The 25,158-nt window shown below is 63.2% G+C and carries 23 protein-coding genes, 3 tRNA genes, 1 pseudogene and 1 riboswitch; of the genes and pseudogenes, 17 read left to right on the forward strand and 10 right to left on the reverse strand.

The genetic code is table 11. The features are described from left to right. The first annotated feature begins 2 nt into the window (after positions 1-2). The 4 genes from AB5Y81_RS18775 to AB5Y81_RS18790 all read left to right on the forward strand — a co-directional run bounded on the left by AB5Y81_RS18775 (position 3) and on the right by AB5Y81_RS18790 (position 758). Positions 3-88 (forward strand) — tRNA-Leu (locus tag AB5Y81_RS18775). Positions 89-133: 45 nt separating this feature from the next. Next, positions 134-219 (forward strand) — tRNA-Leu (locus AB5Y81_RS18780). Positions 220-290: 71 nt separating this feature from the next. Further along, positions 291-376 (forward strand) — tRNA-Leu (locus tag AB5Y81_RS18785). A gap of 109 nt (positions 377-485) precedes the next feature. After that, positions 486-758, forward strand: a complete 273-nt coding sequence (locus tag AB5Y81_RS18790; RefSeq protein WP_005305474.1) for a late competence development ComFB family protein — start codon at positions 486-488, stop codon at positions 756-758. On the opposite strand, the gene AB5Y81_RS18795 is transcribed toward AB5Y81_RS18790, so the two are convergent. After that, positions 753-962 (reverse strand): hypothetical protein, encoded by a 210-nt coding sequence (locus AB5Y81_RS18795; RefSeq protein WP_017766456.1) that lies wholly within the window; start codon positions 960-962, stop codon positions 753-755. The two genes, AB5Y81_RS18790 and AB5Y81_RS18795, sit on opposite strands and share 6 nt — an antisense overlap. 299 nt (positions 963-1,261) lie before the next feature. On the opposite strand from AB5Y81_RS18795, the gene nhaC reads away from it, so the two are divergent. The 9 genes and pseudogenes from nhaC (at position 1,262) to AB5Y81_RS18840 (ending at position 10,687) form a co-directional block, all read left to right on the forward strand. Then, the gene (gene nhaC / locus AB5Y81_RS18800; protein WP_279485231.1) at positions 1,262-2,671 is read left to right on the forward strand and encodes a Na+/H+ antiporter NhaC; all 1,410 of its coding nucleotides are present in this window, start codon (positions 1,262-1,264) and stop codon (positions 2,669-2,671) included. A 105-nt stretch (positions 2,672-2,776) separates the two neighbouring features. Beyond that, positions 2,777-3,700 carry a LysR family transcriptional regulator gene (locus tag AB5Y81_RS18805; protein WP_279485230.1) on the forward strand — a complete coding sequence of 308 codons (924 nt, stop codon included), beginning with the start codon at positions 2,777-2,779 and terminating at the stop codon, positions 3,698-3,700. Between the two features lie 188 nt (positions 3,701-3,888). Continuing rightward, a complete protein-coding gene (locus AB5Y81_RS18810) occupies positions 3,889-5,034 on the forward strand; it encodes an ABC transporter substrate-binding protein (RefSeq protein WP_279485229.1) in 1,146 nt (381 codons plus the stop codon). A gap of 73 nt (positions 5,035-5,107) precedes the next feature. Beyond that, entirely contained in the window at positions 5,108-6,121 is a 1,014-nt protein-coding gene (locus AB5Y81_RS18815; RefSeq protein ID WP_279485228.1) for an ABC transporter ATP-binding protein, read from the forward strand. After that, on the forward strand, positions 6,118-7,086 hold the full coding sequence (locus AB5Y81_RS18820; RefSeq protein WP_043171458.1) for an ABC transporter permease: 969 nt from the start codon (positions 6,118-6,120) through the stop codon (positions 7,084-7,086). The genes AB5Y81_RS18815 and AB5Y81_RS18820 overlap by 4 nt, the downstream gene beginning before the upstream one ends. Positions 7,087-7,093: 7 nt before the next feature. Next, positions 7,094-7,909 (forward strand): ABC transporter permease, encoded by an 816-nt coding sequence (locus AB5Y81_RS18825; protein ID WP_010636002.1) that lies wholly within the window; start codon positions 7,094-7,096, stop codon positions 7,907-7,909. A gap of 29 nt (positions 7,910-7,938) precedes the next feature. Further along, entirely contained in the window at positions 7,939-9,369 is a 1,431-nt protein-coding gene (locus tag AB5Y81_RS18830) for a gamma-aminobutyraldehyde dehydrogenase (protein WP_216988937.1), read from the forward strand. Between the two features lie 251 nt (positions 9,370-9,620). Continuing rightward, positions 9,621-9,740, forward strand: a pseudogene (locus AB5Y81_RS18835) (GNAT family N-acetyltransferase); the annotation flags it as partial. Between the two features lie 179 nt (positions 9,741-9,919). Further along, positions 9,920-10,687 carry a BPL-N domain-containing protein gene (locus tag AB5Y81_RS18840; RefSeq protein ID WP_279485227.1) on the forward strand — a complete coding sequence of 256 codons (768 nt, stop codon included), beginning with the start codon at positions 9,920-9,922 and terminating at the stop codon, positions 10,685-10,687. An 8-nt stretch (positions 10,688-10,695) separates the two neighbouring features. Here the strand turns inward: AB5Y81_RS18840 and AB5Y81_RS18845 are convergent, their stop codons facing one another. The 6 genes from AB5Y81_RS18845 to treR all read right to left on the reverse strand — a co-directional run bounded on the left by AB5Y81_RS18845 (position 10,696) and on the right by treR (position 17,807). Then, positions 10,696-11,793: a PotD/PotF family extracellular solute-binding protein gene (locus AB5Y81_RS18845; protein WP_279485525.1), complete on the reverse strand. Its 1,098-nt coding sequence runs from the start codon at positions 11,791-11,793 to the stop codon at positions 10,696-10,698. Positions 11,794-12,223: 430 nt separating this feature from the next. Continuing rightward, on the reverse strand, positions 12,224-12,556 hold the full coding sequence (locus AB5Y81_RS18850; protein ID WP_010635997.1) for a hypothetical protein: 333 nt from the start codon (positions 12,554-12,556) through the stop codon (positions 12,224-12,226). Between the two features lie 342 nt (positions 12,557-12,898). After that, entirely contained in the window at positions 12,899-13,504 is a 606-nt protein-coding gene (locus AB5Y81_RS18855; RefSeq protein ID WP_268009731.1) for a sugar O-acetyltransferase, read from the reverse strand. A 3-nt stretch (positions 13,505-13,507) separates the two neighbouring features. Next, entirely contained in the window at positions 13,508-15,169 is a 1,662-nt protein-coding gene (gene treC, locus AB5Y81_RS18860; protein ID WP_279485226.1) for an alpha,alpha-phosphotrehalase, read from the reverse strand. A 68-nt stretch (positions 15,170-15,237) separates the two neighbouring features. Beyond that, a complete protein-coding gene (treB, locus tag AB5Y81_RS18865) occupies positions 15,238-16,668 on the reverse strand; it encodes a PTS trehalose transporter subunit IIBC (protein WP_005305515.1) in 1,431 nt (476 codons plus the stop codon). Between the two features lie 191 nt (positions 16,669-16,859). Beyond that, positions 16,860-17,807 carry a trehalose operon repressor TreR gene (gene treR / locus AB5Y81_RS18870; protein WP_005305518.1) on the reverse strand — a complete coding sequence of 316 codons (948 nt, stop codon included), beginning with the start codon at positions 17,805-17,807 and terminating at the stop codon, positions 16,860-16,862. A gap of 139 nt (positions 17,808-17,946) precedes the next feature. Here treR and AB5Y81_RS18875 point away from each other — a divergent pair, with 139 nt between their 5' ends. The 3 genes from AB5Y81_RS18875 (at position 17,947) to ansB (ending at position 20,382) form a co-directional block, all read left to right on the forward strand. Further along, positions 17,947-18,897 carry an AEC family transporter gene (locus tag AB5Y81_RS18875; RefSeq protein ID WP_010635992.1) on the forward strand — a complete coding sequence of 317 codons (951 nt, stop codon included), beginning with the start codon at positions 17,947-17,949 and terminating at the stop codon, positions 18,895-18,897. 100 nt (positions 18,898-18,997) lie between these two features. Next, complete coding sequence (locus AB5Y81_RS18880; RefSeq protein ID WP_005305523.1) at positions 18,998-19,192, forward strand: heavy-metal-associated domain-containing protein; 195 nt, start codon at positions 18,998-19,000, stop codon at positions 19,190-19,192. Positions 19,193-19,323: 131 nt separating this feature from the next. Continuing rightward, positions 19,324-20,382, forward strand: coding sequence for an L-asparaginase 2 (gene ansB / locus AB5Y81_RS18885; protein ID WP_126880594.1), 1,059 nt, complete (start codon positions 19,324-19,326; stop codon positions 20,380-20,382). A gap of 77 nt (positions 20,383-20,459) precedes the next feature. Here the strand turns inward: ansB and AB5Y81_RS18890 are convergent, their stop codons facing one another. Then, positions 20,460-21,446, reverse strand: coding sequence for a sodium:calcium antiporter (locus tag AB5Y81_RS18890; protein WP_041204774.1), 987 nt, complete (start codon positions 21,444-21,446; stop codon positions 20,460-20,462). 89 nt (positions 21,447-21,535) lie between these two features. Then, positions 21,536-21,642: riboswitch (yybP-ykoY riboswitch) on the reverse strand. 194 nt (positions 21,643-21,836) lie between these two features. Between AB5Y81_RS18890 and AB5Y81_RS18895 the strand changes: the two genes are divergently transcribed. Beyond that, a complete protein-coding gene (locus AB5Y81_RS18895; protein ID WP_005305531.1) occupies positions 21,837-22,424 on the forward strand; it encodes a superinfection exclusion B family protein in 588 nt (195 codons plus the stop codon). Positions 22,425-22,484: 60 nt separating this feature from the next. Here AB5Y81_RS18895 and AB5Y81_RS18900 read toward each other — a convergent pair whose 3' ends face one another. After that, positions 22,485-22,943, reverse strand: a complete 459-nt coding sequence (locus AB5Y81_RS18900; RefSeq protein WP_005305534.1) for a methylglyoxal synthase — start codon at positions 22,941-22,943, stop codon at positions 22,485-22,487. Positions 22,944-23,031: 88 nt separating this feature from the next. Further along, positions 23,032-25,137, reverse strand: a complete 2,106-nt coding sequence (locus AB5Y81_RS18905) for a DUF885 domain-containing protein (protein WP_279485225.1) — start codon at positions 25,135-25,137, stop codon at positions 23,032-23,034. Between the last annotated feature and the right edge of the window lie 21 nt (positions 25,138-25,158).

Consider the following 25,158-nt stretch of genomic DNA (forward strand, 5'->3'; position numbering starts at 1 on the left):
GTGCGAAGGTGGCGGAATTGGTAGACGCGCTAGCTTCAGGTGTTAGTGCCCCCCGGGTGTGAGGGTTCGAGTCCCTCTCTTCGCACCATGCTTCTATCAGACAGCATGTAAATCCAGACTGATAACCCGATGTGCGAAGGTGGCGGAATTGGTAGACGCGCTAGCTTCAGGTGTTAGTGCCCCCCGGGTGTGAGGGTTCGAGTCCCTCTCTTCGCACCATGCTTCTGGCATGTAAAACGCAGAAAATGCGCTCCAATCGCATTTAAAAACCAGCTGGAGAAAATCAGTGTGCGAAGGTGGCGGAATTGGTAGACGCGCTAGCTTCAGGTGTTAGTGTCCCACGGATGTGAGGGTTCGAGTCCCTCTCTTCGCACCATTCATTATGCAAAAGGCCCATCACGAAAGTGACGGGCCTTTTGTTTTTAACCCTTGTTATGACTATGCTTTTGACGACTCACCGCCCATCGTCATGCCAAGGAATGCATATGATACTGGATACCGACATTCACAACTTCTACGAACATCTGGTGCTCAAGGAGATTGAGAAGCAGGGGCTCAGCCAGACGCTGAGCGCCAACCAGATGGCCGATCTCTGCTGCCTGACCCTGAACCAGCTCCCCTCCCACTATATTCGCCACGACGTCGACATGATCTACTTCCTGACCGATGCCAAGCGCAACGAGATGGAGAAGAACGTCATCACCTCCCTCAAACAGGCGCTGGAAAAGGTGCAGAGCGCACCGGCCACCTCGTCATAACCAGGGCTGCTGCCAGACAAGGGCCGCCACTCCGGTCATGCCGGCCACCGGCAGCAGGATCAGCGCTGGCCTCAGCCTGGGTTCGAACATGACCCAGGCGGCCAGCAAGAAGCCCAGACTCCATACCCCGTACTCCCTCTCCTGACCCCAGATCAGGATGGCCAGCAGCCCGATCAGCAGCATGGCCCTCACTATCCATCTCATGACACACTCCCCTCCAACAGATGATAACAATTATCATTTGTATTTTAGGAGTATGCAATCGGACTTTCCTATCGGAGTCGAATGTCCCATCGGGGCAGACAGAGCACTCAAAAACGGGTTATGAGATCAACTAAATTGTAAGTTTTTCAATCAAAATTGCATTTTTGCCAAATCAGTTGGGATTTGTCCCCCCTGGTTTGTGGTAGATTGCGGCCTCTTTTTGGGTGGGCCCCTCGGGATACGTGTATCCACAGGACGAGAGGGACCGACCGTGGCGAGCAAGAGTTTAGGAAGTATCTATGCAAAACCAACACAACCACATCCGATTGCCGGGCATGTCGCAGGTGTGTGCCTGTCTGGCCATTTTCCTGGCCCTGGCCTTCTCCTTCACCAGCGTGCTCGACCTGCCAATCCAGTTGGCACTGTTCATCGCCTGGTTCGTCATCATGGGGCTCGGCATCAAGCTCGGCCATGATTACAAATCCCTCGAGCAGGCGGCCGTCGACGGTGTCGCCAAGGGGATGGGGGCCATCCTGATCCTGGTCTCCGTCGGTGCCCTGGTCGGCACCTGGATTGCCGGCGGCATCGTCCCCAGCATCATCTACTTCGGCCTCAAGGTGATTCACCCGTCCATCTTCCTGCTGGCGACCCTGATCATCTGCTCCCTCACCTCGCTGGCCACCGGCACCTCCTGGGGCTCGGCCGCCACCGCCGGCATCGCCATGATGGGCATAGGCCACAGCCTCGGCGTACCCGCGCCGCTGGTAGCCGGTGCCGTGCTCTCCGGTGTCTACTTCGGTGACAAGCTCTCTCCGCTCTCCGACTCCGTGGTGCTGGCCTCGACCATGTCCAACGTCGACGTGATGGAGCACATCAAGGGGATGCTGCCCATCAGCCTGTTCTCCTATGTCATCACCGCCGCCCTGTTCACCGTGGTCGGCATGCAGTACTCCGGCAACGTCAGCCTGGAGCAGGTCAACCTGGTGATGGAGGCGCTCGACAAGCAGTTCAACATCACCCCGCTGGCCATAGTGCCCGTGGTGCTGGTGCTGGGCCTGTTGGCCAACCGCAAGCCCGCCTTCCCGGTGATCAGCTTCGGCGCCCTGCTGGGCCTTGTCTGGGCCATCCTGTTCCAGGACATGGATCCGGTGAAGGCGATGCACTCCGCCTACAGCCCGTTCGCCATCACCTCCGGCGTCGACTTCATCGACAACATCCTGGGCCGTGGCGGCATGGAGTCCATGCTGGGCTCGGTGGCCGTCATCATCTTCGGTCTGGGCTTTGGCGGCCTGCTGGAGAAGGTCGGCATCCTGGAAGTGATTGCCAGCGCCTTCGAGAAGCGCATCAAGGGTGCCGGCAGCCTGACGACCCACACCATAGGCACCGCCTTCCTGGCCAACGTGTTCGGCTCGGCCATGTATGTGTCGCTGATCCTGACCCCCAAGATCATGGCCAAGAACTACGACCGGCTGGGGCTGGCACGCAAGAACCTCTCCCGCAACGCCGAGTTCGGCGGCACCCTCACCTGCGGCATGGTGCCCTGGAGCGACAACGGTATCTTCATGGCCGGGGTACTGGGAGTGGCCACCCTCGACTACCTGCCCTACATGTGGCTCAGCTTCACCTGCATCATTGTGACCATCACCCTCGCCTATCTGGGCAAGGCGGTGAACCGGATCCCGGTGATCGAGGCGGCCAGCTCCCGCTAACCGCCGGAAAAACCATGACAAAGGCGCCAGCACGGCGCCTTTTGTCTGGGCGCGATTCGAGGTTAAGCTGGCACTCACCTTGATCGCACGCGGCAGGAAGCCCAGATGAACTTCACCTTTCGCCAGATCCGCTATTTCGTGGCGGTGGCCGACAGCTTCTCGGTCAGCCGCGCCGCTGCCGAGCTGCACATCTCCCAGTCGGCAGTCACCAGCGCCATCCGCGAGCTGGAGAGCGAGCTCGGCGCCCCCCTGTTCGATCGCAACCCGCGCGGGGTCAGCCTAACCACTCAGGGCCACCAGTTTCTGCTCCATGCCCGTCGCATCCTCGGCGCCATGACCGAGGCGAGCCACTCCCTCAAGGCGGTGGCCCAGCAGGATCAGGGGCGGCTCACTATCGGCGTAACGACCCTGGTGGCTGGCTACTACCTGTCGGAGGCGCTCGGCCGCTTTCGCCGCGCCTTCCCGGCGGTGCAGATCGAGGTGAAGGAGGACGAGCAGCCCTATCTCGAGCACCAGATCGTCAACGGCGAGGTGGATGTGGGGATCCTGATGACCAACCGCACCATCCGCCAGGAGGCGTTCGATACCGAGCTGCTGACCCGCTCGCCGCTGCGGGTCTGGCTCGCCGCCAACCACCCGCTCTGCGCCGAGTCGACCCTCTCTCTCAAGGCGCTCGGCGAAGAGCCCATGATCTCGCTGACCGCCGACCAGCTGGACCAGATCATCGGTGGCGGCCTGCGCCGCTACGGCATAGCGCCGCGCATCGTGCTGCGGACCGCCTCGGTAGAAGCGGTGCGCAGCCTGGTGGCCAGCCAGCTCGGGCTCGCCCTGCTGCCGGACTTTGCCTACCGCCCCTGGTCGCTGGAGCAGGAGCGGGTCGAGGCCCGCGCCATCAAGGAGCCCATTCCCGCCATCGACATCGGCCTGGTGTGGCGACGTGGTTCACGGCTGGAGTGGACCGCCCGCGAGTTCATTGACATAGTGCGGGATCAGAGCCGGCTGCGGACTCGGCAGACACTCCCTCGCTAGCCCTATCTTGCCGGGCGACCACTAAAATTCAGATTCATCTGCACTCGATATCTATTTAGCAGATACCTCTGGCGTTAAAAATTGAAATTCTCATTGCTCAGCGCTTCTCCTACGCTCATGACTGGTTAACAGGATGTTAATTGTCAGCGTGGCATAACCACTGTGCCCGCCCCAGCAAGGAGAGCAAGATGAAACTGACCCCCCTCACCCTGGCCCTGATCCCCGCCCTGCTGGCAGGCCAGACCCAGGCTGCCCCCACCACCCTCGGCAAGGGTGAAGGCCAGCTCAACATCGTGGCCTGGGCCGGCTACGTGGAGCGCGGCGAGACCGACAAGAACTACGACTGGGTCACCGGCTTCGAGAAAGAGACCGGCTGCAAGGTCAACGTCAAGACGGCCGCCACCTCGGACGAGATGGTGGCACTGATGAACGAGGGGGGCTTCGATCTGGTGACCGCCTCCGGTGACGCCAGCCTGCGCCTCATCGCCGGTGGCAAGGTCCAGCCGCTCAACCTGGCGCTCATCCCGAGCTACGGCAAGATAGACCCCCGCCTGCAGAATGCCCCCTGGCACACGGTGGATGGCAAGCACTACGGCGTGCCCTACCAGTGGGGCGGCAACATCTTGATGTACAACACCAAGGTGTTCCCCAAGGCGCCTGACTCCTGGAGCGTGGTGTTCGAGGAGCAGACCCTGCCGGACGGCAAGTCCAACAAGGGACGGGTGCAGGCGTTCGACGGCCCCATCCACATCGCCGATGCGGCCCTCTATCTGATGAGCCACCAGCCGGCGCTCGGCATCAAGGATCCTTACGAGCTCAACGAAGATCAGTACAAGGCTGCCCTCGACCTGCTGCGCCAGCAGCGTCAGCTGGTGGGGCGCTACTGGCACGACGCCTTCGTCCAGATCGACGACTTCAAGAACGAGGGAGTGGTGGCCTCCGGTTCCTGGCCGTTCCAGGCCAATACCCTGATCGCCGACAAGCAACCCATCGCCACCACAGTGCCCAAGGAAGGGGTCACCGGCTGGGCCGACACCAGCATGGTGCACAGCGACGCCAAGAACCTCACTTGTGCCTATAAGTGGCTGGAGCACTCCCTCAACAACAAGCTGCAGGGGGATCTCGCCTCCTGGTTCGGCTCCGTGCCCGTGGTGCCGGCCGCCTGCGAGGGCAACGCCCTGCTGGGCCCGGAGGGATGCAAGACCAATGGCATCGACAACTTCGATCGGGTGCGCTTCTGGCGAACTCCCGTCTCCCAGTGCAAGAGCCAGGGAACCTGCGTGCCGTATTACCGCTGGGTCTCGGACTATATCGCCATTCTGGGTGGTCGCTGAAGTTGCCTGAGTAAATGTCGATATGGGGCCGGACAGGAGTCCGGCCCGCTTCCCACACAGACAAGGACGTCCCATGAACGCCGTACAATTTGACCGGGTCAGCCGCCACTATGGCGAGGTGAAGGCGGTCGACGACATCTCCTTCCAGATCCCGGCCGGCGAGTTTTTCACCCTGCTGGGGCCGAGCGGTTCCGGCAAGACCACCTGCCTGCGGATGATCGCGGGCTTCGAATACCCGAGCGAGGGGAAGATCCGGCTGTTCGGCGAGCCCTGCTCCACCGTCCCCCCCTACGATCGCAACCTCAATACCGTGTTTCAGGACTACGCCCTGTTTCCCAACATGGATGTGCGCGACAACATCGGCTACGGCCTGATGCTCAAGGGCGTCGCCAAGGCGGAGCGTTACCTCAAGGTGGACGAAATGCTGGAGCTGGTGCGCCTGCCCGGCGTCGGCAACCGCAAGCCCGGCCAGCTCTCCGGCGGCCAGCGCCAGCGCATCGCCATCGCCCGGGCGCTGATCAACCAGCCGCGCATCCTCTTGCTGGATGAGCCGCTGGGGGCGCTCGACCTCAAGCTGCGCGAGCAGATGCAGCTCGAGCTCAAAGCCTTGCAGCGCCAGCTCGGCATCACCTTTATCTTCGTCACCCACGATCAGCAGGAGGCGCTCTCCATGAGCGACCGCATCTGCATCTTCAATCAGGGCAAGATCGAGCAGATCGCCGCGCCTGATACCATCTACGACGCCCCCGCCACCCCCTTCGTCGCCCGCTTCGTCGGCACCGTCAACCTGTTCGAGGGAGAGCAGGCCCGCCGCCTGTGTGGCGATGAGCGCCAGATGATGGTGCGCCCGGAGCGGATCCGGCTCGCCGAGGCCGGCACGCCGGGGTGGTCCGGGGAGGTGCGCGAGGTGGAGTATCTCGGCCCCTTCGTGCGCTACCGGGTCGATCTCGGCGAACAGCTCGAGCTCATCGTCAACCACCCCAACGAGGGCCAGGTCCGTCTGCCCCGTGGCACCCGGGTCAGCCTCAGCTGGCCGGAGCAGGCGATCCATCGCTTGCACACCGCCCACCAGGGAGCTCAACCATGAGCGCCCCCCACAGTGCGAGCCTTGCCATGAGCCACGCTACCGACTCCGTTCGCGTCAGGCCGCTGCGGCGCCTCTCCACCCTGCTCTACGGTCGCTCCGGCCTGCTGCTGGCCATCCTGCTGGGGCCGCCCCTGCTCTGGCTCGGCATCATCTACGTCGGCTCCCTGCTGATGCTGCTCTCCAACGCCTTCTTCGGGCTGGATGAGTTCAGCGGCCAGATCCGCCACGAGCTGGGGCTGCAGAACTTCGTCGCCCTGCTGCGAGCAGAAAACCTGGACGTGATCCTGCGCACCGTCGGCATGTCGCTGCTGGTGACCCTGGCCTGCGCCCTGCTCGGTTTCCCCGTCGCCTACTACATGGCGCGCTACACCAGCGGCAAGACCCGGGCCCTGTTCTACGTCGGCATCATGCTGCCGCTCTGGTCCAGCTATCTGGTGCGGGTCTACGCCTGGAAGCTGATCCTGGCCAAGGAGGGGGTCATCAGCTGGCTGGCCGACACCCTGGGGCTGGATTGGCTGCTGGACGCCATTCTCTCCCTGCCGGTGATCGGCGGGCCGTCGCTCTCCTTCTCCCGCATCGGCACCTTCATCGTGTTCGTCTACGTCTGGCTGCCCTTCATGATCCTGCCCATCCAGGCGGCGGTGGAGCGGATCCCGCGCTCCTTGCTTGAGGCGAGCGGCGATCTCGGCGCCACCCCGGCCCAGACCTTTCGAACCCTGATCCTGCCGCTGGCCCTGCCCGGCGTGGTGGCGGGCTCCATCTTCACCTTCTCCCTGACGCTCGGGGACTACATCATCCCCGGCATCATAGGCAACTCCACCATGTACATCGGTCAGGTGGTCTACATGCAGCAGGGCACGGCGGGCAACCTGCCCTTCGCCGCCGCCTTCTCGCTGGTGCCGATCCTTATCATCGCCATCTACCTGACCATCGCGAAACGCTTGGGGGCCTTCGATGCGCTCTAATCAACCCATGAAACGGGACCATGGCAGCCAGCCCTCCGGCCTGCTCAAGTACGCGGCCATCGGCGGCTTGCTGTTCCTGCACTTTCCGATCCTGTTCATCTTCCTCTACGCCTTCACCAGCGAGAGCAAGAGCTACCAGTTCCCGCCCCCCGGGCTCACCCTCAAGTGGTTCGAGGTGACCCTCAACCGCCCCGACGTGTGGCGCGCCATCCAGCTGTCGCTGGAGGTGGCCGGGCTCGCTACCCTGGTGGCCATGGTGCTCGGCACCCTAGCGGCGGGGGCCATCGCCCGCAGCCGTTTCTTCGGCCAGGAGGTGGTGTCACTCTTGCTGGTGCTGCCCATCGCCCTGCCCGGCATCGTCACCGGCATCGCGCTGCGCTCCGCCTATGGGGTGATGGAGATCCCCTTCAGCTTCTGGACCATCGTCATCGGTCACGCCACCTTCTGCGTGGTGGTGGTTTACAACAATGCCCTGGCGCGCTTTCGCCGTACCAACCAGAGCCTCATCGAGGCGTCGATGGATCTCGGCGCCGACGGCTTCCAGACTTTGCGCTACGTGATCCTGCCCAACCTCGCCACCGCGCTGCTGGCGGGAGGCATGCTGGCATTTGCGCTCAGCTTTGACGAGGTGATCGTCACCACCTTCACCGCCGGCCAGCAGACCACGCTGCCGATCTGGATGTATCAGGAGCTGATCCGGCCACGGGACAGGCCGGTCACCAACGTGGTGGCACTCATCATAGTGGCCTTCACCACCATTCCCATTCTGCTTGCCTACTACCTCACCCGCGACGGCCAGGACGTCGCCGGCAGTGGCAAATAACGACTCAACGCGTGCGCAAGGATGCAACCATGAAACTCTCTACCCAACTCTTGATCGACGGTCAGTTCGTCACCGGTGACGGCCCGGCCGAGCCCATCCTCAACCCGGCTACCGGGGAGCTTCTCGCCTCGGTGCCCGAAGCCTCGTTCGAGCAGGTGAACCGGGCGGTGAACGGCGCCCAACGCGCCTTCGCCCAGTGGAGCCGCACCACGCCAGCCCAGCGCAGTACCCTGCTGCTGCGCCTGGCCGATGCCATCGAACGCCACGCCGAGGAGTTTGCGGCGCTGGAATCCCTCAACTGCGGCAAGCCCTATCTGGCGGTGCTCAATGACGAGCTGCCGGCGGTGGTGGACTGCTTCCGCTTCTTCGCCGGGGCAGCCCGCTGCCTGCAGGGGCCGCTGGCGGGGGAGTATATCGAGGGGCACACCAGCATGATCCGCCGCGACCCCATCGGCGTCGTGGGCAGTATTGCCCCCTGGAACTATCCGCTGATGATGGCGGCCTGGAAGATGGCCCCGGTGCTCGCCGCCGGCAATACGGTGGTGCTCAAACCCTCCGAGCAGACCCCTCTCACCGCCCTGCGCCTAGCGGAGCTCGCCAGCGAGCTCTTCCCCCGTGGCGTCATCAACATCGTCTGCGGCCGGGGCGAGAGCGTCGGGGCGCCGCTGGTGGAACACCCGCTGGTGCGCATGGTGTCGCTGACCGGTGACATCGCCACCGGCCAGAAGATCCTGCAGAGCGCCGCCCGTACCATGAAACGCACCCACCTGGAGCTGGGGGGCAAGGCGCCGGTCATCATCTTCGATGATGCGGACCTGGAGGCCGTGGTGGCGGGCATCCGCACCTTCGGCTTCTACAACGCCGGCCAGGATTGCACCGCCGCCTGCCGCATCTATGCCCAGGGCAAGATCTACGACAAGTTTGTCGCCGCCATGACGGATGCGGTGGCCTCCATCAAGGTCGGTGGTCCGCGCGAGGAGGGGGTGGAGATGGGGCCGCTCATCTCGGACCGGCAGCGCAACCGGGTGGCGAGCTTCGTGGAGCGAGCCCAGAGCAGCGGCCACGTGGAGGTGACGGCGGGTGGCAAGATCCATCCCGGCAACGGCTTCTTCTTCGAGCCGACCCTGATCGCCCATGCCCGTCAGGAGGATGAAATTGTGCGCCGGGAGGTATTCGGCCCCGTGGTGTCGGTGACTCGCTTCAACGACGCCGAGCAGGTGGTGCAGTGGGCCAACGACTCGGACTACGGCCTCGCCAGCTCGGTCTGGACCCGGGATCTGGGCCTTGCCAGCAAGGTGGCCAGCCACCTGCAGTACGGCTGCACCTGGATCAACACCCACTTCATGCTCACCTCCGAGATGCCCCACGGCGGCATGAAGATGTCCGGCTACGGCAAGGATCTCTCCCTCTACGCCCTGGAGGACTACACGGTGCCGCGGCATATCATGGTGAAGTTGTAGAGGCGTATCAGGAGGCGCTCGACCGAGCGCCTGGCCTGTGGCAAGCATGAGCCCTCCCTGGCCGGGAGGGCTCATTCGTCTTGGAAATACACCGGGTAAGGAAGATGCGGCAGTAATGGGGGCACGCTATTGACTCCCCTGACCCTCGCCGAGGCGAGGTGTGCGACCAACCACCGAGACGCCCCCCGGTTGGGGATTGTCCCTTCCCTTATCCCAGGCCCCATAATGGCCGCTCATTGGAGGAGGCCTGCATGTTTATCCTTGAGACCGAACGCCTGAGGCTGCGCGATATGCGCCTCGACGACGAGGCGGCCTTCGTGGCCACCACCCAAGACGAACACTATCAGCGCTGCTATAGCGAGGAGGATGGTCTCTTCATCATGGTGACAAGGCGTCCGCAACTCGGGCTGCGAGCCGCTCGTCCCATACCCCGTACGGTCAGGGCGATAAGCTGGCCTGACCCCCACAGTGATGACCCACACAGGAAGATGATATGTTGAGCAACCGACACCCTGGCCTTCACGCGTTGAGGTCATCAGCGAGCCGACCCGTGCGCTGGCTGCTGTGGTCCAGCCTTGTGATGCTCTGCTGCCTCGCCGGCGAGGCCCAGAGCAAGACGCCGGCCAATCTCGGCACCCCGCAAGACTACGCCCTTATCTACAACGGCCCAATCTCCGATCCGGACAGCAACGAGGCGATCGCCGCCGTGGTCAAGCAGGCCGGGCTCCCCGTGGTCTATCTCGACAACCTGGACGATCTCCCGGCCAAGTTGGCGGGCGCCCGTCTGTTTATCATCGGTGGCACCGAAGATGACGTAGAGCCCCTGGTTCATCGGTTCACCCCGGCCATCGCCGGGGCGCTCAAACGCTACCTGCGCCAGGGCGGGCGCTATCTGGGGATCTGCGGCGGTGCCTTTGTCGCCTCGCTGGGCTGGGCCGACGAGGGCAACCATGTGAAGGCGCTCGGCCTGGTGCCTGCCGAGTCAGACGACTATGACGGGGACTTCTCCCCCAAGATCTATGACATTCGCTGGCTCGGGGAGGTGCGCCGCATGTACTACCAGGCCGGCCCTACCTTCGCCCTGCAGCCAGGCACCGAACCGGTGCGTGAACTTGCCTACTTCGACGATGGCCGGATCGCCGCATTGATGAGCGCCTACGGCAGGGGCAAGGTGGCCGTCTCAGGGCCCCATCCGGAAGCCCCCGCCAGCTGGAAAGCCAACGCGCAGGATGGCGATACCATGGAGTCCAATATCCACCTGGCCGTGCAACTAGTGCAGGAACTCCTCTCCGATCGCCCCGTCCTGACACCTCGCTAGCGCCGGCATCAGTTCGCCAGATCCCAGGGACACACCTTGGCCAGCCCCTCCTTGCCACTGCTGGCCAGCGCCTGCTGCACCATCCGCTTGTAGCGATTCTTGATGTGCGCAGGCAGGGCCGGCACCAGCAGGCGTTCGTCAAATTCAGGCAGGGCCTGCGGCGGCAACACGGCCTGCTCCTCCGAGGTCAGCGGGGGGCGGGCCGATCCATTGCTGCCGGAAACCGTCGGTGTGCCCATCAACATGCGGCTCTGCAGGGGTTCGCTCAACAGGAAGTCGATCAGCAGGTAGGCCGCCTTGAGCCTGGCCGGATCATCCCCGACATCCCGCGCAATCGAGAGGGCATCAAGGGCATAGATGGCCCCCTCCCTTACCATGGCGATGCGCCACTGCTGACCGTTTTGCCGATTGCACTCCACCAGCTCCAGCCCCCAGGTGGTGGCCAGGCGCTGATGGCGCAGATCCTCGCACCGATTGGCCTGATTGAACCAGAAGCCCCGGCTCGCCTTGAGCCGCCGGGTCAGTTGCCCTTCAACCTCGTTCTGCAACGGGCTATCGGCCAGCATTTCACCGCTGGCAAAGAGGGCGGGTGACTTGCCAAGGGAGAGCAGCACGGAGAAGAGCAAGGGCTCAAACTGATCGCAGAAAACCGCAAATTGCCCCTGCCGCGTCGGCTCGGCCAACGCCTGCCAGCTGGTGGGCGGGGTGTTTTCCTGCTTGCTGTCGTAAGCCAGACTGAACATGGCATAGGAGAAGGGCACGGAATAGTTGCGCTCCCCCAACTTGTCATACTCGGTATTCTTGAGGGCCGGCCTCACCTCCTGGTAATGGCGCAAGCGGCCAAAGTCGATGGGCAACAGCAGCTTGAAGAGGGGTTGATGATGCGCCTTGTAGAAGTAGCTGGTCGGCATCACCACGTCGGCACTGCGGGTACGCAGAGCACGATAGACGCTGTCAAAGTCGGTGAGCAGCGGCTCGATCCGGGTCACCGTCACCTCCACCCCCTCGCGCTTGGCATACTCGGCAAATTGCTGTTCATATCCGGCGGGCAGATACCCCCACTCCAGCAGCCTGAGCTGCACCGGAGCAGCCAGGGCCGACCCCATACAACAGCAGGCCAACAAGACGAGACTACGCATCATCACCACTCCCACAACAGGTTCTTCAGGGAGTATAGGCTTCTGTGGAACGGGGAAACGGCAGGCGGCAGGCTGCTGTCAGCGGATGGATGTCGCCAAGCAGCCCCGCGCAATGCATTGAACCGGCAGAGGGTACGCAACCAACGGTATGGTCGGGCAGGGAAATCAAAGGCGGTCTATCGGAAGAGAGGATCTGTCGCGCTTCGCGGCGCGAGAGTGCGGCGCAAGAGTGCGCTGCGAGCTGGCCGCGCCGAGGATCTGCCGTATGGCGATCAACGGCCGGCTTGCACCTTTGAGCTCGGTAGCCAGAGCTGGAGCATATTCTTGCCAACGACGACAGGGAGGCCTCGGCCTCCCTGTCTTGTCTCGCGTGGGTATCCGGTTGCCCGGGGATCCCTTAGCGCTGACGCCCGCTGCCGATACCGAACGGAATGCGGTAGTCGCTGCTCTGCTCACCCAGGCTCACGGTCAGGTTGCCCTGAGTGCGGCTCGGGATCTGCACCTGCTGGCTGCCCATCAGGTTGGCGTGCACGGAGGCAACCACATCACCAGACTCGTCACGCACTTCCAGCATGGGGTTGGCCTTGCCTTCGACGGCAGCGGTGGCGTGCCAGTTCACAAACAGCACACCCGGGGCGGCGTTGAAGTCAGCCGGAACGGAAGCCTGGGCAAAACCTGCGGTCATCAGGCCTGCAACGGCCAGCATCTTGATTACGTTTTTCATGTTCATTCACTCTCTTGGTTTCTATGTCATTGCCTGGGCCGACGGCCCCGAATCAATGCATCCATGCAAGAGGTTATTCAAATAGTGTGTAGTTCTTTCACCAACATCAGACCTCCTATTTGAAGGTCTCACAGCCTTGAACGACCAGTTATTTGGCCGCTTGGCGTTCCTGCCTAAGCGTTGAGTGAATATTAAACATCCAGGCTCGCCATTGTTAGCGAGATAAACTGGCCTAGATGTTCAAAAAATCTGAAGTGGCTGTACATCCCGGGTTCAGCCAATGACGGACAAGAAAAAGGGCAGGATAACCTGCCCTTGATGTTGGAAAGTGCGCGCTGGCCGGTACCACTAGCCACCAGCCAGCTCTGCTGCCGTCATGGGCCGCAGCACCTTGCAGGGGTTGCCGGCCGCCACCACGCCCGCCGGCACATCCTTGGTCACCACGGAGCCCGCGCCAATGACGCTGTTGTCCCCTATGGTGACGCCGGGGCAGATGACGACGCTGCCACCGATCCAGACGTTGTGGCCGATCCGCACCGGCTTGCCGAACTCCACCCCCTTGATGCGCGGCGCCACCGCCACCGGGTGAGCGGCCGTGTAGATCTGCACACCGGGCGCCAGCAGCACGTTGTCGCCGATGTGCACCTCGCACACGTCGAGGATGGTGCAGCCCACGTTGGCGTAGAAGTTCTCGCCCACGAAGATGTTGGCCCCGTAGTCGCAAAAGAAGGGCGGGTTGATGGCGCACTCCTTGCCACGGCCGCCCAGCAGTTCATGGAGCAGGGCATCGCGCGCCGGTTTCTCCTGCCAGCTGGTGTTGAAGGTGTGATAGAGCCTGCGGCAGCGCTCGCGCGCTGCTTTGAGCTCGGGGTCGCCCGCATCATAGGGCTCCCCCGCCACCATCTTCTGCCACTCGGGGCCGCGCACCGCTGCCTTCATCATCACCTCGCTCATCGCCTACTCCACCAGCCAGATCAGGGATTCATAAGGGCGCAGCATACAGGATTGCGGCCGGGCCGGGCTATCCGGGTAGTTGCCAAGCAGCAGGCGCCCCTTGCCGGTGGCCAGCTCCTCCGGCAGTGCGAAGGTGGCCGGCTCGCCGTAGAAGTTGCTCACCACCAGCAGGGTCTGACCGTCGGCGCGGCGGGCATAGGCCCAGATCTGCGAATGCCCCGCCAGCAGCTCCTGATAATCCCCGTGAGTGAAGATGGGATGACTCTTGCGCAGGCGGATCAAATCCCGGTAGTGCCAGAACACCGAGTCGGTGTCGGCCAGCGCCGCCTCGGCATTGATCTCGGGATAGTTGGCGGCGGGCTTGAGCCAGGGGGTGCCGGCCGTGAAACCGGCGTTGGCCGCAGCGCTCCACTGCATGGGCGTGCGGGAGTTGTCGCGGGACTTGGCGCCGAGAATGGCCAGGATCTCGGCCTCACCCATCCCCTCGGCATGCTTGATGGCGAAGATGTTGCGGCTCTCCACGTCCTGATAGTCATCGAGGCGCTGATAGCCGGGGTTGGTCATGCCAATCTCCTCCCCCTGATAGATGTAGGGGGTGCCCTGCAAGCCGTGCAGTGTGCTGGCCAGCATCTTGGCCGCTACCACCCTATGTTCGCCCTCGTCACCGAAGCGGGAGACGATGCGCGGCTGGTCGTGGTTGCACCAGAACAGGGCCGACCACCCCTTGCCGTGCATGCCGCTCTGCCAGTGGTTGAAGATGCGCTTGAGTTCGAGGAAGTCGAACGGCGCCTTGGTCCACTTGTCGCCATTGGGGTAGTCCACCTTGAGGTGGTGGAAGTTGAACACCATGGAGAGCTCTGAGCCATCCAGCGCGCCATAGCGCTGGCAGTGCTCCAGGCTGGTGGAGGACATCTCCCCCACCGTCATGGCGCCCACCGGGGCGAACACGTCGCGGCTCACGTCCTGCAAAAATTCGTGGATGCGCGGCCCGTCGGTGTAGAAGCGGCGGCCATCGCCACTGTCGTCGTTCGGGAAGCGCTGATCCTTGGAGATGAGGTTGATGACGTCGAGGCGGAAACCGTCCACTCCCTTCTTCGCCCAGAAGTGGATGATGCTTTTGACCTCGGCGCGCACGGCCGGGTTCTCCCAGTTGAGATCCGCCTGTTCGCGGGCAAAAAGATGCAGGTAGTACTGGCCGGTGGCCTTATCCAGCTCCCAGGCGCTGCCGCCAAACTTGGATTGCCAGTTGTTGGGCACGCCACCCTCCACCGGGTCTTTCCAGATGTAGTAGTCGCGGTAGGGGCTGTTTTTGTCCTCCAGCGCCGACTTGAACCAGGCGTGCTCGGTGGAGGTGTGGTTGACGACGATGTCCATCACGATGCGAATGTCGCGCGCGTGGGCGGCGGCCAAGAGCGCCTCGAAATCGGCCATGGTGCCGTAGGCGGGATCAATATTCAGGTAGTCGGCGATGTCATAGCCGTTGTCCACCTGCGGCGAGACGTACACCGGAGTCAGCCAGAGGGCGTCGACGCCGAGGGTCTTGAGATAGTCGAGGCGGGCCATGATCCCCTTGAGATCGCCAGTGCCGCGCGCGCCACTGTCCTGAAAGCTCTTGGGGTAGATCTGGTAAATCACGGCGCTTTGCCACCAGGGTGTTTGGCTCATGGGTCTTGCTCTTGTCTCGAATGAAAAAGGGAGAGGGCGACCCCTGCGGGTCGCCCTGATGCGTGGAGTCAGGCGCTGGCCTGAGCCAGCTTGCCGGCCGCCTGCTGGCGCTGGTAAACCAGCAGAGTCAGCACGATAGGCACGACGATGGCCACCAGCATGGCGACGGCATAGACGGCCCAGTATTGCGGCTGGATGGAGAGGATGCCCGGCAGGCCCCCTACCCCGATGCCGTTGGCCATCACTCCGGCGAAGCCGCAGATGAGGGCCGCAAGGCTGGAACCCACCATGGCGCACAGCATGGGGAACTTGTACTTGAGGTTGATGCCGTACATGGCCGGCTCGGTCACCCCCAGATAGGCGGAGATGGCGGCAGGTACCGAGATCTCCCGCTCGTTCTCCTTGCGGCTGATCAGGATGATGCCAACCACCGCAGACGCCTGGGCGATATTGGAGAGGGCGATCAGCGGCCAAATCGGGGTGCCGCCCATGCTCTGCATCAGCTGCAGATCCACCGCGTTGGTGGTGTGGTGGATACCGGTGATGACCAGGGGCGCGTAGAGGAAGCCGAACAGGGCGGCACCGATGGGAGCAAACGAACCTGTCATGGCAGCCTTGGCGGCAAAGCCGACGCCGTCACCCAGCCAGCGCCCGAACGGGCCGATAAAGGCGTGGGCCACGATCACTGCCAGCAGCAGGGAGATGAAGGGAACTATGACCAGGTAGAGGTAGGCCGGGATGATCCGCTTGAGATTGGTCTCCACCCAGGCAAGGAAGACACCCGCCAGCAGGGCCGGGATGACCTGCGCCTGATAACCCACCTTCTGGATCACGAACAGACCAAAGTCCCACACCTCGGGGGTCTGCTGGCCGATGCCGTAGGCATTCATCAGCTGGGGCGACACCAGCGTGATACCGAGCACGATACCCAGGATCTCGGAGCCGCCCATCTTCTTCACCGCCGACCAGCAGACGCCCACCGGCAGGAAGTGGAAGATGGCCTCACCCAGCAGCCAGAGGAAGGCGTGCACCTGAGCCCAGAACTGGCTGATCTCGGTGAGGGTGTGGGTGCCATCGTCGAACATCTTGATGTCGCCGATGACGTTGCGAAAGCCCAGGATCAGACCGCCGGTGATGATGGCCGGCAGCAGGGGCACGAAGATCTCCGCCAGGTGGGAGATGCCCCGCTCCAGCGGATTCATGTTCTGGCGCGCCGCCTGCTTGGCGGCCTCCTTGCTGCCGCCGCTGACGCCGATCTCTTCGGTCAGCGCCTTGTACCACTGCTCCACCTCGTTGCCGATGACCACCTGGAACTGGCCGCCCTGGGTGAAGCTTCCCTTCACCGCCGGTATGGTTTCGATGGCCTTGCTGTCGGCTTTGGCCGGATCGTTGAGGACGAAGCGCAACCGGGTCAGGCAGTGGCTGACGGTTGCGATGTTCTCCTTGCCACCGATCTTGTCGATGAGCGTGGCCAGATGTTGTGCGTTGATCTTGGACATGAGCCTTCCCTCTGTGACTCCATTGATATTGGTCTGCGTCGCCCTTTTGGGCCAGTCTGTGGGCCCGAGCGTTTTTGGTATCGTTCCCATTTAGCATGCCGCCAATTGGTCCCGATCAAAATGGGAACGTTCCCAATTCGTGGCAGAGGTCACAAAAAGCGCATTTTTTGTGCGGTGCTAGGTGATGGCGTTCACAAAGAGTGGCAGGGAGCTATGGTCGCCAGCGGGCGCTGATCCTGCTCGATCTGGCCGAGCAGCTGGCGCGCGGCCTGCTCCCCCGCCCCCTTGTAGCCGAGATCCAGGCTGAGGGCGTTGGGGAAGAGAAAGGTGAGCATGGGGTTGTTGCCAAGGCCGGTCACCAGCACCTCGCTGCGCCCCTGCTCCTGCAGGTACTTGGCGGCACCTATGGCCAGGGTGTCGCTGGCGCAGACCAGGGCGCCAGTGGTCGGGGTGAGCAACTCAGCCGCCAGCCGGTAGCCGCTCTGCAAGCTGAGATCGCCGAGGGCGCTGCGCGCCGTCAGCCCCTGTTCGGCGCAGTAGCCGAGGTAGGCATCGAGTCGGCGCTGGCCGGTGGTGAGGTCGGCGGTGTCCACCCCCAGGTAGGCGATGTCGCGGATGCCGCTGTTAGCGAGCTGGTCCAGCATGGTGCGCACCGCACCGGCATCGTCGAAACAGACCGAGGAGAAACCGGGATGGTCGCGGGCCACCAACACCAGCTTCTCCCTGAGCGGCGCCATGGCGGCATAGTCCAGATCGTTGAAGGCGAACAGAATGATGCCATCCACCCCGCGCCGCTCCAGCACCGCCAGATGCTCCTGCACCTTGGCGGGGGAGAACTTGCTCTCCATCAGCACGGCGTCGTAACCGCGCCGGTAGAGGGTCTCCAGCATGCCGCGCACCGCCTGGTTTTCCGAGCTGGAGTCTAGCCGCGAGACGATGATCCCCACCACCTGCTGGCTCTGGCTGCGCATGGCCCGCGCCGACTTGCTCGGCACGAAGCCGTGCTCGGCGATGATCTGCTCCACTCGCTCGCGGGTCGCCTGCTTCACCTTGGGATCCTGGTTGAGCACCCGGGAGACGGTCGACTTGCCGACACCACTGAGTCGGGCGATATCGAGGATGGTCAGTTTTTTGTCCATGAAGTGGCTCACAGGGGCTCGGCGGTGGAATTGCCCACATTGTTGTGATTAACCCCTGTGAATACAAGCCCATGGCGTTAGAATGCCCTTTTGGCGCCGGCGCATGCCGTGCCACCCGCCATCGCACAGGACGCGCATCATGGATCTGTTGGCCAGTCTGCACTTCTCCCTCTCCATCACGGGCCCCATCTGCGTGGTGCTGCTGCTCGGCATCTGGCTCAAGCAGCTGGGCCTGCTGCCGGACAGCTTCGTCGAGTCCGCTTCCCGCCTGGTGTTCCAGGTCACCCTGCCGGCCCTGCTGTTCCTCAGCATGGTGCGCACCGATTTCTCCACCATGCCGAGCCCCTGGCTCATCGTCTACGGCCTGCTCGGCACCCTCACCGGCTTTCTGGTGCTGGAGCTGCTGGCAGCCCGCTTCATCCCGGAGCGGCGCCAGCGCGGCATCTTCGTGCAAGGGAGCTTTCGCGGCAACATGGGGATCATGGGGCTGGCCTATGTGCAGAATGCCTACGGCGCCGAGGGGATCGGCGCCGCCGCCCTGCTGGTGGGCTCGGTCACCGTGCTCTACAACGTGCTTGCGGTGATCACCCTGACCCGCAGCCTGGGGGGCAGCAAGGGGATCAAGCCGATCCTCAGGGGGATCGCCAAAAACCCGTTGATCATCGCCATCCTGGCGGCCCTGCCGTTCGGCCTGCTCGGCATCGAGCTGCCCCAGCTGGTGATCACCACGGGCAACTACTTCGCCAACATGACCCTGCCGCTGGCGCTGCTCTGCACCGGCGCCAGCCTCAACCTCAAGGCCCTGCGCGGCGGCGCCCTGCTGACCGGCTGGGCCACCGCCAACCGGCTGCTGTGCATCCCGGTGCTGCTGGTGATGGGCGCCTGGGCGCTGGGTTTCAGCCCGCAGGCCCTCGGCATCCTGTTTCTCATCAGCTCCACCCCCACCGCCGCCGCCAGCTATGTGATGACCCGCGCCATGGGGGGCGACAGCGCCCTGGCGGCCAACATCATCGCCACCACCACCCTTGGCTCGCTCGTCACCACCAGCCTGGGGGCCACCCTGATGAACTACCTGGGGCTGATGGGCTAGCCAGCAGCAAACCTGCTGGCCCTCACCCCTTCATCACCCCCTTGACCTTGCCGCGGGCGGCAGCTTTACGCTGACTCTCAATCAACAGAGGAGATATCCCATGACCATCGAACTCACCGTCTCCGGCATGTCCTGCGGTGGCTGCGCCGCCAGCCTGCAAAAGGCCCTGCTGGCCCAGCCTGCCGTCAGCAGCGCCAGCGTCGACTTTGCCAGCAGCAAGGCCATCATCGAGAGCGAACTGAGCAAGGCCGAGCTGATCGCCCTGATCGAAACCAAAGGCTTCTCGGCGAGTTAAATTATCTCTATATAGGTATAAAACAGGTTAAAGTTCTGTACCCAGCTGTTTTTTGGTGAGAGTCATCACAAACCCCTGCAACAGAAAGCGCAAACTTGCTGCAATTTTTATCACCCAGAAGGAATTGCAGCATGACTCTCCCGATCCGCAAGACCCTGCTCGCCGCCGTCCTCGGCCTGACCCTCTCCCCGATGGCCATGGCCCTGCCCAACGTCCATATCCTGGCCACCGGCGGCACCATTGCCGGGGCGGGGCAGTCCGCTACCCAGTCCAACTACGAGGCCGGCAAGGTGGCCATCGAGACGCTGATCGCCGCCGTGCCAGAGATGAAGAACGTGGCCGACGTGCAGGGTGAGCAGGTGGTGAAGATCGGCTCCCAGGACATGAACGACGAGGTGTGGCTCAAGCTCGCCAAGCGGGTCAACGAGCTGCTGGCCAGGGATGACGTGGATGGCATCGTCATCACCCACGGCACCGACACCATGGAAGAGACCGCCTATTTCCTCAATCTGACCGTCAAGAGCGACAAGCCGGTGGTGCTGGTCGGCGCCATGCGCCCCTCCACCGCCATGAGCGCCGACGGCCCGATGAACCTCTACAACGCCGTGGTCACCGCCTCCGACCCCGCCTCCAAGGGGCGTGGCGTCATGGTGGCGATGAACGACACCGTGCTCGATGCCCGCGACGTCACCAAGACCAACACCACCGGGGTACAGACCTTCGCCTCCCCTAACTTCGGCCCGCTCGGCTACATCCACAACGGCAAGATCGACTATCAGCGCAGCCCGGCCCGTCTGCACACCAGCAAGACCCCGTTTGACGTGAGCAAGCTCGACAAGCTGCCCCAGGTCGGCATCGTCTACAGCTACGCCAACGCTTCTGATCTGCCGGCCAAGGCCCTGGTGGATGCCAAGTTCGATGGCATCGTCAGCGCCGGGGTGGGCAACGGCAACCTCTACCACACCCTGTTCGACACCCTGGCCAAGGCGAGCAAGGACGGCATCCGGGTAGTGCGCTCGGCACGCGTGCCGACCGGCTCCACCACCCTGGATGCCGAGATCGATGACGCCAAGTACGGCTTCGTCGCCGCCGAGACCCTCAACCCGCAGAAGGCGCGGGTGCTGCTGATGCTTGCCCTGACCCAGAGCAAGGATCCGGCCCAGATCCAGCGCTGGTTCCAGCAGTTCTGATCTCCCTGCCGGCCTCGGCCGGCAGAGGGAATGAATAAAAAAGGGCGGGATACCATCCCGCCCTTGTTCGTGGCACATCAGCCCATGACCAGCCAGCCGCAGAAGCCAAGATAGATCAGCCCCACCCAGGCGAGCCTGCCCGCCGTCATCCGCTCCCGACTGAACCCCCACCACAACAGCACGACCGCCAGCAGCGTCACCAGCGAGGAGACCATCATGGTGCTGTCCAGCAGCCAAGGGGTGAACAGCAGGCAGAACGCCTTGGGAATGGTGCCCTGGATCATCATGGCCCCCGAGATGTTGGCCAGCGCCAGCCGGTGCTTGCCCTGTCGCACCCAGATCAGCACGTTCATCAGCTCGGGCATCTCGGTCGCCACCGGGCTCAGCAACAGGGCCGCCAGCACCGGCGAGAGACCGAACAGCTCGCCCATGCTCTCCAGCTGGTGAACGAACAGCTGGGCCGCCAGCGCCACCACCACCAGCGCCACCAGGGTTTGCAGCAGCACCTTGCCTAGCGCCGGGATCTCGGCGCCCGGATCCAGCTTGAGGGGCTCTGGCAGCTCGACCTCGTGGCTGTCGGTCTGTTTCAGCTCGCGCCGCACATAGACCAGATACACCAGCACGAACAGCGGAGCCAGCCAGGTTTTACCGGTGAAGGCCACCATGCCGAGGGCCACCGCCACCAGGAAGATGCCGACGAACCAGGCCTGATCACGGCCTATCTCACGCTGCACCTCGCCATCGATGGCCCTGTGCTCCCGGCTCATGCACAACAGCAGGGTCACGCCGACGGCGGCATAACCTATGGTGGCCAACACCAGCGGGCCGCCGAGGGCGGCACCTATGCCTATCTGCTGCTGAGCGGGGGCATCCCCCATCAGCAAGGCGGTCAGGGTGACGATGCATTCGGGCAGGGCCGTGCCGAGGGCCGCCAGCAGGGAGCCAGTTGCGCTCTGGGATAACTTGAAGTGGTGGCCGGTCCATTCGATGCCATTGACGAAATATTCGCAGGCCAGATAGATGGTGACGGCAGAGAGCAGAAATAACAGCAGGGTGATCAGCATGATGAGTAACCGCCAGGCGAGCAGAACAACCAATGGACCCGATATGGCTCGCCCGGCTGGCTTGCATATCGAGGCCAAAGGTCTTGCAGAGCGATGGATGCCATCGCCGCCCATGCCATGGATCTGAGGATCCAAGAATGTTGACATGAGCCCTGCCCGGATCACGGGCGGGTTGCTACTCCCCTATGACAGTGCGGGCTTTTTACCAAGTTGACCGCCACCCCACAAGGCAAACTAATGATCATTGACTCAACAAGTTGTAAGGGAATGTAACCGTCCACCCATCGGCTTTTCCATCCGGATCCACTCCAATGCCGGTGAGTTCCTCGCCTTGGCACACCGTTTGCTATGAGATGACTACTGTCCACACTGATTTGGGAAGGGTGAACGATGAAACGGTGGATCCAACATTTCTATCAACTGAACCGCCTCAACTGGCTGATGGTCTGGCTGCTGCTCTGCTGCAGCATCATTCTGCTGTTTCCGGCCGGTTTGATGCAGGGGGCCGTCAGCCAGTGGGCCGCCACACACGCCGCCTGGCTCGGGGTCGGCATGCTGATCGCCATCTCCTACTTCTGCAGTCAGGGCTTCCTGATCGCCTGGGAGTGGGCCTGTGACGAATGGCAGTCGCGCCGTCAGCAGGATCAGCTGGCCCAGATGATCTCCTTCCTCGACTTCAACGAGAAGGCGGTGCTGCGCGAGTTCGTGCTGCAACGCAAAAGCGTCATAAACTTGCCGATCACCGAGCCCGCCGTCAAAAACCTGATGGATGCCGGTGTGCTCACCTACGCCTATGGCAAGCCGGCCCGGGAGAAAGAGGACGAGAACCAGATCCGCGCCCTGATGATCGCCCTGCCCGCCCGCCCGCTGCTCACCTACAAGGTGCTGGGGCTGTCGCGCGGCAAGATGAGTGACGAGCAGGTGGAGCAGATCATGAACGCCAGACCCAAGTTCGCGCAGAAAAGCTTCCAGCGCTGATCGTCGTTCCCGCCAATAAAAAGAGCCGGCCCCATGGCCGGCTCTGTCGTTTCTGCCCCGTTACTGGGTTCTCGCCTTGAGATAGCCGGCGTAGTCCGGGATCTGCACGCTGAATGCCTGGCGCATGTGGGGGCTGTCCATGATGAAATCGGCGGTCGCCTCGTTGGTGGCGACCGGGATGTTCCAGACTGCCGCGAGGCGCAGCAAGGCCTTCACGTCCGGATCGTGGGGCACCGCATTGAGGGGATCCCAGAAGAAGATCAGCACGTCGATCTTACCCTCGGCTATCAGGGCGCCAAGCTGCTGGTCGCCCCCCATGGGGCCGGAGAAGAGACAGGTGATGGGCAGCTGTGCCTGCTTGCCGAGCATGGTACCTGTGGTGCCGGTGGCGTAGAGGTGGTGGAGCTTGAGCTCCTCCTTGCGCCGCATCACCCAGTTCAGCAGGGGGGTCTTCATGTTGTCGTGAGCCACCAGCGCCACTCGCTTGTGGGGCGCCATCTCACGGGCGATCTGTTCCATGGACATCATCCGTAGCAGTGTTGTTTGAATAGAGCCGTATCCTAATCGAAAGCGGCGCCCGTTGCCTTGCCGGGCGCCGTAACTGTGATCACTTCGACTGTTCAATCCACTGCTTGTTCTTCTGCTCCAGCACCGAGATGGGCAACATGCCGTATTCCAGCACATGGTGGTGGAACGCCTTGAGATCAAAGCCTCCGCCCAGTGCCTGCTCGGCCGACTCCCGCATCCGGATCAGCGCCAGCTGGCCCGCCTTGTAGGAGGTCGCCTGGCCGGTGTAGGCCATGTAGCGGGGCACCTCGGAGCTGATGTCCCCGTCCCCCAGTGCCGAGTTCTCCTTCATGTAGCTGACGGCCTGGTCGTGGTTCCAGCCATACCAGTGGATGCCGGTATCCACCACCAGCCGCATAGCCCTCAGCATCTCCTCGTTGAGGCGACCGAAGTACTGCAGCTGGTTGTTGAAGGCGGACGATCCCTCGACCTTCACGTCCCCCACCGCCGGATCGTAGAGACCGCGCCCCTGATAGAGCCCCATGTCGTGATCCGCCAGGTATTCGGTGTAGAGCGCCCAGCCCTCCGCATAGGCGGTGTAGGAGGCGTTCGCCACGTACTGCGGGAAGTCGGGATCCTTGGCGGCCAGCTCCTGGGCGATGGTGATCTGGAAGTGGTGGCCTGGCGCCGCCTCGTGGGCCAGCAGGGTGCTGATGTTCCAGCTCTGCAGGCCATAGGGGTAGTAGGTGTTGAGGAAGAAGCGCCCCTTGCGGCCGGTCTGCGGGTTGCCGTCCTGATACCAGGCCACCCCGCCGTATGGCGCGTCCTTATAGGAGACGGGCACCACCTCGTAATCCAGCTTGGGAATGGTGCGCTCGGCATCGAAGAAGTCCGGCAGCACCAGCGCCGCCTTGCTCTTGAAGGCGTTGTACTCCTGCAGTGCCCGCTCGTGCTCGGCCAGCGCCTGCTGCTGCGGCCCGCTCAAGGTCGCACCAGCGGCGTTGCCGGGGTTGAGGCCGGCCGACCAGACCGCCAGCGGGTTCTGATAGAAGAAGGCCGGTTCGTTCAGGTAGCGGAAGAAGGCGTAGATCTGGCCGCTCTGCTTGCTCTGGCTCACGTCGTCGCTGTCGCACTTGCCGACGGTATGGCACACCTTGACCATGGCGCCGAAGATCCGCGCCACCTCGCTCAACCCCAGCTCATGCACCTGCTCCGGCGTCATGTCGGTGGTGGTGTGCTTCTTCAGCAGCCAGCGATACCAGTCACGCCCGTTGGTCATGCCGCAGAAACCGTCGTCGCACTCGCCGCTGCCAAGGCGCACCGCATAGGCACCGCCGTGCCGGTAATCCAGATAGTCCCGCAGCGCCAGATAGTGGCCGTTGATGCTGTCCAGCACCCCCTTGTACTCGCTGCGCAGCGCCTCGTCCGCCTCTCCCGGCAGCTGCTGCCAGCCGAGGTAGGAACCGGCGATCGCCTCGCCCTCCAGCTTGCTGTCGAGCTGGGCCAGCAGCCGGTCCACCAGCTCGTCTGGCAGGGTGTTGCCCTGGGCGCTGCCCAGTTCGAACTGGTGCTTCACCTCGGCAAGGTAGCCGTCATAGGCCTTGAGCCAGCTGAGGTGCTCCTGATACCAGGCCAGTGGTGCGGTTGTGGCCCTCGCCTTGCTGGCCACAACCGGTGCCGCTGCCGGGCGATCGATGTCGCGCCGCCAAGCGGCATCCCCCGGCGCAACCCGATCGGCCGAACTCTGCTCGAAGTAGTCGAAGCCGGGCTCGACGGTGCGGGCAGCTTTGCCGCTGGCCGGTGCGGCCCCCACCTCATCGGCCAGGTCCACCACCCGGTTGCTGAAGTGGTGGATCGGGATCTGGGACTGGGGCAGATCGTAACCGGTCAGGTTGATCTGCAGATCCCAGCGGATCATGTCGTAGAACAACCGGTCCCGTTCGCTCAGCACGCTCGCGTCCAGGGCATCCAGCCGCTTGAGCAGGGCGCTGTCGAGGGTCTTGCGCTTGGCGATGCTGGCGGCATCGATGGCAAAACCGTAGGGGTCGAGCGCCTGGCTCTCGCGCAGGGCCTCGTCCATGGTCTGCATCAGGTAGGTCTTGGTGGCGGCGGGATCCGCCGGCGCGTTGGAGCTGTTGTCATTGCAGGCAGTAAGCGAGAGTGCGATGGCACAAGCCAGCGCCAGTTTGTTGGGCAAGAAGTGCATGGTGTAGTCCTTTAACCGTTG

It is taken from the genome of Aeromonas sp. s2, assembly GCF_040907935.1.
Taxonomy (GTDB): Bacteria; Pseudomonadota; Gammaproteobacteria; order Enterobacterales; family Aeromonadaceae; genus Aeromonas; species Aeromonas dhakensis.